Source organism: Pseudomonas sp. K5002 (genome assembly GCF_013386655.1).
Lineage (GTDB): Bacteria > Pseudomonadota > Gammaproteobacteria > Pseudomonadales > Pseudomonadaceae > Aquipseudomonas.
On the sequence record NZ_JACARK010000998.1, the window covers coordinates 1 to 1,961 of the forward strand.

Below are 1,961 nucleotides of genomic sequence, written 5' to 3' on the forward strand. Positions count from 1 at the left end.
ATGGCCGCGACGGCACCAGCGGTGTGGACTGGGGCCAGGCGATCAAGATCGGTTATGCGTTGCTGCTGTCGCCGCTGATCGGCTTCGCCTTCGCTGCCCTGCTGTTGCTGGCGCTGCGGGCCTTCGTGAAAAATCGCTCGCTGTACAAAGCGCCGAAAGGCGATACCCCGCCGCCGTGGTGGATTCGCGGCATGCTGATCGCCACCTGCACCGGTGTGTCGTTTGCCCATGGTTCCAACGATGGCCAGAAGGGCATGGGTCTGATCATGTTGATCCTGGTGGGCACCCTGCCGATGGCCTACGCGTTGAACCGCACCATGCCGGCCGGTGAGTCGTTGCAGTTTGCCGCGGTGGCCGAAGTCACCCAGGCAGCCCTGGTAAAAGCGGCGCCGCAACTGGCTCCCGCCGACTCTCGGGGCACCTTGTCGACCTACGTACGCACCAAGGAAGCCACCCCGGAACTGGTGCCCGCCCTGGCCGCCATCACCGGGCATATCGGTGAGGAAGTGAAGAGCTACGGCTCCCTCGCCGCCGTACCGGCCGAGGCCGTGGGCAACGTGCGTAACGACATGTACCTGACCAGCGAAACCATCCGCCTGATGGACAAGGGCAAGGTCGGCAACTTCGATGCCGACACCCAGAACAAGCTGCAACTGTTCAAGCAACAGATCGACAACGCCACACGATTTATCCCGCTGTGGGTCAAGATCGCCGTGGCCATCGCCCTCGGGCTCGGCACCATGGTCGGCTGGAAACGTATCGTGGTGACCGTGGGCGAGAAGATCGGCAAGACCCACCTGACCTACGCCCAGGGCGCATCCGCCGAGATGGTGGCGATGCTGACCATCGGCGCGGCAGACATGTATGGCTTGCCGGTGTCCACCACCCATGTGTTGTCGTCGGGTGTGGCCGGGACCATGGTGGCGAACGGCGGTGGCTTGCAGATGAAGACCATCCGCAACTTGCTGATGGCCTGGGTGCTGACCTTGCCGGCGGCGATTCTGTTATCGGGTAGCCTGTACTGGCTATTCACCCAATTGTTCTGACACAACCCGATAAAAATGTGGGAGCGGGCTTGCTCGCGAATGCGGTGGCTCAGTCACAGACTTATTGACTGACACTCCGCTTTCGCGAGCAAGCCCGCTCCCACATTGGGTTCAGTGGTGAGTTCAGGTGCTAAACAACCCGCCCATCAGCTTCAACCGCTTCTTGTACACCCGCCGCGCCTCCAACGCTTCCTCCAGCGTCACCGCCACAAACCCCGCCCGCTGGTTCGGTTGCATCTGCCCGATCAGATCCAGGTCGGCACTGATCACCGTGCCAATCATCGCGTAGCCCCCGCCCGACACCGCGTCCCGGTGCAGCACAATAGGCTCCAGGCCCGCCGGCACCTGGATCGAGCCGATGGGGTAGCAACTGTCGACGATGTTCGACGGATCGGACCCGGCGCCAAACGGTTGTTCGCGTGGCTGAAAGCTCAAGGCATTGCCGCCCTTGAAGCGATAGCCGATGCGGTCGGCCTCCGACCCCACCGTCCAGGGCTCGGCAAAAAAGCTGCTTTTGGCGGCGGGCGTCAGTCGCTCGTAATACAGCCCCGGCACCACCCGCAGGGTCACGTCCCCACCCACCGATTGGCGCAACGCCATGGGCAAACTGTTCCCCGCCCGGCCTTTGCCGCTGGCTTCGCCCACGGGCAGTTCATCACCCTCCACCAGCCGCCGCCCGTGAAACCCGCCCAACGCACCCAGGGTGTAAGTGGACCGGCTGCCCAATACCAGCGGCACGTCAATACCACCAGCCACCGCGAGGTAAGTCCGTGCGCCGGCCCTGGGAAATTCAAAGCGCAGCACTTGCCCGGCCCGCACTTCAAACGCGGTGTCCTGATGCACCACCACGCCGTCCAGGCGCGGCGACATCAGCGCCCCGCACAACGCCACCAGGGCATCCTGCTGAAACTCCAG

General features: G+C 63.6%; 2 protein-coding genes. One reads left to right on the forward strand and one right to left on the reverse strand.

The features are described from left to right. Positions 1-1,046, forward strand: a 1,046-nt coding sequence (locus HX846_RS32350; protein ID WP_178966965.1) for an inorganic phosphate transporter, incomplete at its 5' end; no start/stop codon positions are given. 123 nt (positions 1,047-1,169) lie between these two features. Here the strand turns inward: HX846_RS32350 and HX846_RS32355 are convergent. After that, positions 1,170-1,961, reverse strand: a 792-nt coding sequence (locus HX846_RS32355) for a biotin-dependent carboxyltransferase family protein (protein WP_178966966.1), incomplete at its 5' end; no start/stop codon positions are given.